The sequence below is a fragment of the Oikeobacillus pervagus genome (assembly GCF_030813365.1).
Lineage (GTDB): Bacteria > Bacillota > Bacilli > Bacillales > DSM-23947 > Oikeobacillus > Oikeobacillus pervagus.
Genome location: NZ_JAUSUC010000003.1, coordinates 126,904 through 132,903, shown reverse-complemented (window position 1 = coordinate 132,903; position 6,000 = coordinate 126,904). Strand labels below are relative to the sequence as shown.

Annotated in this window: 1 protein-coding gene and 3 pseudogenes; 3 read left to right on the top strand and 1 reads right to left on the bottom strand. The window is 33.6% G+C overall.

The genetic code is table 11. The annotated features are described in order from the left end of the window. Positions 1-576 precede the first annotated feature (576 nt). The 3 genes and pseudogenes from J2S13_RS02395 to J2S13_RS02385 form a co-directional block, all read left to right on the top strand. A pseudogene (locus J2S13_RS02395) lies at positions 577-815 on the top strand (site-specific integrase); the annotation flags it as partial. 445 nt (positions 816-1,260) lie between these two features. Continuing rightward, the gene (locus J2S13_RS02390) at positions 1,261-2,184 is read left to right on the top strand and encodes a cupin domain-containing protein (RefSeq protein ID WP_307256078.1); all 924 of its coding nucleotides are present in this window, start codon (positions 1,261-1,263) and stop codon (positions 2,182-2,184) included. A 656-nt stretch (positions 2,185-2,840) separates the two neighbouring features. Then, positions 2,841-3,291: pseudogene (locus tag J2S13_RS02385) on the top strand (cell wall hydrolase). 249 nt (positions 3,292-3,540) lie between these two features. Here J2S13_RS02385 and J2S13_RS02380 read toward each other — a convergent pair. Then, positions 3,541-4,883 (bottom strand): annotated as a pseudogene (locus tag J2S13_RS02380) (IS1182 family transposase). Positions 4,884-6,000: the final 1,117 nt, after the last annotated feature.

The following is a 6,000-nucleotide window of genomic DNA, read 5'->3' as shown; positions in this document are numbered from 1 at the left end:
TGGAGCCACCTTTAATTCGGTATTTACTTTTTTGGCTCTAAACAGAAGATATAATAAAACTGAAAATTACGACATTATTTTTGCAACACTAGTGATAAAATAAAACAAATTAAAGATCAGTCTTTTAGTATTACCGGTTATCGGAATAGAATCAGGATGTAACGGAAGCCAGAATCAGTTGGGTGAAAATAATAACGATTTAAGTATTTCACAGGTACATACAAGCTTTCTTTTTCGATTCTTAACACGTTTTTTCATTGACATCAACAAACTTTATAACTTCATTTTTAATTCTCTTGGGTATTTTGTATCAAAAAGGTGAAGGTTGGATTGGTAGGGGTGAATTAGCAAACAGCGAACCCGATGGATATACGCTTGGTTATATGGTCTCTCCAAATATCTTTACTGGTTAATAAATCCTACTGCCAATAGAAAAGAAAATTTGGACAGTTTTTAATTTAATATCAGTCACCATGAAGATTCCGAACTTATTGTCGTAAAACGGGATGACCCCCGGTTTGACAATATTAAAGAGTTCATTGGATACGCAAAGGAAACGAGTTAGCTGTGTAGATTTATAAGGTAACAACTAACATACGAGATTGACTGCTTATTAAACGGCTATTTAAAAAGGTTTGAGAATTGTAGGAGCACTATCGCTCTTTATAGAGGACTTTATTTTTGATCATAAAAATGGACACCAATTCAGTTGAATTGATAGAGGGGAGTTAATCATCTAGTTCTTGTTTGATGATTACCTTTATGAATTCCTTGATGAATTAGCGATTGATACCAACTTTATATTTGTAAAATTGGTGATGAAGCCATTATGGAAAAATTAATTTTAGAAGTGTCTTAAATGAATCAAGTGCACGCAAGCACAACGCTATCAACAATGCCGATATTCATTGAACGGATTGAAGCGCTAAGGCAGCAACAATCACCTATACTAAAACAATATTAACGAGAAATAAATGAGGAAAGGATGCATGCCCTTATTGAATCACTGAAACGGAAGACCAAGAAATTAGAAGGTGATAACAAACAACTTAGTGAGTAATTAGTTGCTTATACAGAGGTATTTAAAAAAGTTTAGTTTATGGAGAGAATGGTGCTCTCCATCCCTTCCTGTTGAACAAACGGGCCATTAACTGAGTAAATTCTTTTCAAATGAGACCTTCTTAAGGCACTATGGATTAAAGCACAAACTCTAAACATAGGAATATGATAATTTTATCAAAATATGAGGGAATGACCAAAATGTATAATGTTCCAATCACGTACCCATATCCTTATTACGTCAACCCATCAATATATAACTCAAACTTGATGTTAAGAAATAGTCAAGGAAAGGATCGACTAGTATTTGAGGCAATACTTGACGGAATAAAAGGAGAAGCTTCAGCCATTGATTTATATAGCCGATTAGTAAATTTAGCACCAAATCAAAAGCATAAAAATGACATTCTGAATATTTTAGAAGACGAAAAGGTACATTGGCAGCAACATATAAATCTGTATATTTCGATGACTGGAAGACAGCCTGTGTACCAAATCGAGAAAGTATCTTTTCGAAATTATCGTGAAGGACTGCAAAAAGCTTATGAAACGGAATTAGCGAATTATGAAGAATATCGAAATGATTATTTGCTTCTGCAAAATTCACCGGTTGGTGATGTATTCCTACGTGCTTCCACAGATGAAATGGAGCATGCTAAACGATTGTCCTTTTTAAAATCATTTAAGAGCAAAGATAAAATTGAATTAAAAGATTATGGACCAGAACCGTTTATCGTTAATATACAGGAGGCTACGAAGCAAAAAAATACGTATCGTACCGCTTTATGGACAGGAAGACATTTGCAAGTTACCTTGATGAGTATCAATGTTGGAGAAGATATCGGTTTAGAAATTCACCCCACAGTTGATCAATTCTTGCGTATTGAACAAGGTCAAGGGATTGTTCAAATGGGGGATCGTAAAGATAATTTAGATTTTGCAGAAAAAGTCTATGAAAACTTTGCTATTATGGTACCTGCTGGTAAATGGCATAATGTAACCAATACAGGTAATATCCCGCTAAAACTTTACTCTATTTATGCGCCGCCTCAGCATCCGCATGGTACCGTTCACGTAACGAAAGCTGATGCCATGGCTTCTGATCGTGGTTTCATGGCGAACTAAAATCGCTTGCAGAAAGTACACTATAACTTATCTGAAGAGCAGTAGTAGCCTATCACTGCTCATTTTTTGAAATGTATTTTGCTATTTTCACGTGTCAAATCATTAAAAAATTAAATAATAAAGCTACTTTTAAACACATAGTTTTGTTTTTTATATAAGTATTCAACTAATTAATCCTAAAATGATTCGAATACTTGAATAGCCCTATAGGGAAAATGACTTCATCATTTTCTTTAACATACAGAAATGGGCGCCTTTAACGAAACGGTGCTTGTCCTATTGCAATTGATTATTTTCCTTTTAAAATAAACCATCACCTATTAACCATTAAACTTTGCAAAAAAAGCCTCGAAATGCTTAATTTCTGGGCTTTACTTCTTATATGAACAATTATGTTAGTTATAAATATGATTTACCACCAATTACAAGGGATGAATCAATAAAGAGAACTGTTGTCAAAATATCAGTTCCATAATATATATTTTTCTATATTTGTGTGTTATATGGGAGGTAATTTATACTGGAGGATACTGTATATATGAGGTACCTTAGTGGAATAAAGGTAAAAAAATGCCGTAGTTTTCATTTTACTTAAAAACCAAGTATTTATTTTATAAACAAGGACATAACTGCATTCTTTTTTTCGAGGTGGAAAAATGACAAGAGTAGCGTACCGAAATGCAGACATCAATTTAATGGCAAGGATGATGAGAGCAGAAGCTGAAGGAGAAGGAGAAGGACCACAAGGAATGCTATATGTTGGAAATGTCATTGTTAACCGTGTTGTAGCAGATTGTACTGACTTTAAGAAATTAAGAACAATTAAAGATGTCATTTTTCACGTACAAGGAGGAAATTACTCTTTTGAAGCTGTTCAAAAAGGTAATGTATTTTATCAAAGAGCAAGAGAATCTGAAAGAAGATTAGCAAGAAAGAATTTGGATATATTGGAGAAATCACCCAGCGAAATATGCTCTTTGGTACTTTAATCCATATGGTCCGTGTCCTCCAACATGGTATGACCAACCTTTTACTGGTCAATTTAAACAACATTGTTTTTATGAACCAGCGCCTGGAACATGTGAAAGCGTTTATAGTCCTCGTTGAGGAAAAGATTCGAATATTTATAAAAACTAAAATAAACTTTTTAGTAACCGTATTTACCTAAGAAAGATTGTAAAATACTAACTTAAACTAAAAGGTACATTAATTGAGTGAGCAGCAAACAAGGATCTTCTTACTGGAAGATCCTCAGATTGTCGAGAAAGGGGTATTTTTCTCGGCAATTTCTTTTATTGAAAGTTTATTTACTATAAAAACTTCAATATGAATAGGAAAAGGAAAGATTGCCTACACTTACCCTAGCTTTGCTAGGTGTGGGGCAATCTTTTTCATGTTTTGGCAAGCTGCAGTAAGTAGAACCTGCTCACTTGCCCCTTGTATTCCCCGTAACCGGCAGTAGCGAAGTCCATGCAGCTCTTTTGAGTCTGCGAAGCTTCGCTCTACTTTTTCTTTTCTAAATCTAAAAAGCACTTTCCCCGAATAAGATAATCGATTTAACCTTACTTTTTCCTTATGCTCCTCCCACACATGTCTTGTCACTACTTTTGTTTTATTTTTTGAACGAGTACATTCAAAAAGAAGAGGACAATGACTGCATTGATTTGGATCTGATTTATATTCGCGATAACCTTCTCTTGTAGTGGTCCGATAAGGTAACTTTTGACTATTAGGGCAAATGTATTAGTCATTTTCTATATCATATTTAAATTTCCATTTTGGAAAGAGACCTTTGGTTGGATGATATCTTCTGTGTGCAATTACCCCAAAAATATTTCGGTCAGAAGCCTTTACAAATAGGATTTGTAAGGTACCCCGAATCAAGTGCAGCTGCCTCGACTTTCAGGTTAAATCTCTCTATTTGCCGATCAAGTCTAGAAAGGGAACAGAATCATGTACATTCCCAGGAGTTACATTCGCATCCGTAATAATATTATATTTCATATCAGTAGTACGATGATCTAAATAACAGAACATCTTTGTTTGTTATCTCTGGACATAAATCCACAGTCAGGGTCTGTGGTGCTTTTTCTAATTACTTTTGTTTCATTCACTGCTTTCTTTTCCTTTAAAGGCTTTTTTTCCATGAGCTACCCTGTCTTCCTCAATAGCTTTATTCAATTCTTCAATATACTCACGTGTTTCAACTTCTACTTCTTCTCTTGTAAATTTGTGTTTACTTGCATTGGCTTTTAAATGAGTAGAGTCAGTAAATAAAACACGACCACCGACCATTTTGTGATTCATAGCTTGAAGGACAATTTCATCAAATATATCTTGAAAAATATTGGAGTCTTTAAAACGGTGTTTGCGGTTCCAACAAATGGTAGAGTGATGGGGAACTGAATCACGAAACTTCAAACCTAAGAACCAGCGATAAGCCATATTCATTTTTATTTCCTGTTCTAATTTTCTTTCAGAACGAATGCCGTAAAAATATCCGATAAACATCCTTTTAAATAAAACGAGAGGGTCTGTGGGACGACCGTTGTCACCACTGTAATATGGAGAGTCTTTTCAATAATAAATGAAAAGTCAATGTACTTATCAATTAGACGTAGGAGGTGATCTTCGGGTACTAATTCATCTAGGGAAATAAATTCATACTCATTTTGAGAGGATTCTTTTGTTTTTATTATATTTAATCCACCACCAATTATTAGTTTGATTACTTAAATTATACTAAATTAACGCGTTAAATCGTTAAAATATTATACAAAAGTAAAGGCTGACGAGACTTTCTCGACAGCCTGAGGATCTTCTTACTGGAAGATCCTTTTTTTCAGTGCCTATGAGCATGATTATGTTAATAATAGTCCCTTACAAACATGGTTTTGGTTGCCTTGATGGTTAATGGTTTTATTCATTTCCTACATATTCAATTTCAAAGGAGTATTTCCAGTTTCTTTTTTCGGTCCGAATATATTTACCAATTGATTGTTGTAACGTACTTGATGAAATTTCACAAAAGCGCTTTCGATATTGTACCAGATATCTGTTAACTAACAGCATAACGGCAGGAAGCACCTTTTTATTAGTCGGATGCCATGGTTCCGAATGCCATTCATTACTCAAGTAATATGAATCATAACGGCTTACTTTTTCATTCATTACCTTAATGAAGGATTTTGGTTTTAATACATACTATAAAATGACAAGGTAAAGATATAAATCAATTTCAAACAAGGGTAGTTCTTTCTTGAAAAAAGTTATATTTCTTTTAGGAGTAGTGTTTATCTATTTTATTTCTAAATCCACATTTTAGGGGCCTGGTTAAATATAGTGGGTGGGACACAGACCTTATCTCTATTTCCTTATATATAGGATAATGTATTACTACGAAACAAGTGTTTTCTCACCTTGTTGTCCCTCATTTACCCACATTACGAATAAGATTGCCTAATAAAATAAATTTACTTATTTAATTTATTCTATTCCAGACCCTGTTTAAATCTAAGGGGACATAGACTTTATCACCATGAATTTCCTTATGTATGATAGGATTGGTAAAACTTTGTTCTAAATAATTTTCAATTATTTTCTTATGTCTAGCTCGTGGTTTTGTTCCTAAAATAATTTCAGTATAGTCCTTGTACATTACTAATGTATACCTCGCTTTTTTTTACCATTTTCTTGTTTATTGAAAAAATATTAATGAGACAAACAAATTGTAAAATACTCCATTGACAAGTCCTTCCCTGTGTTTGAAAAGGAATTCCTCTGTATTCGGATAAAATGCAATGTAACAATTTCCAA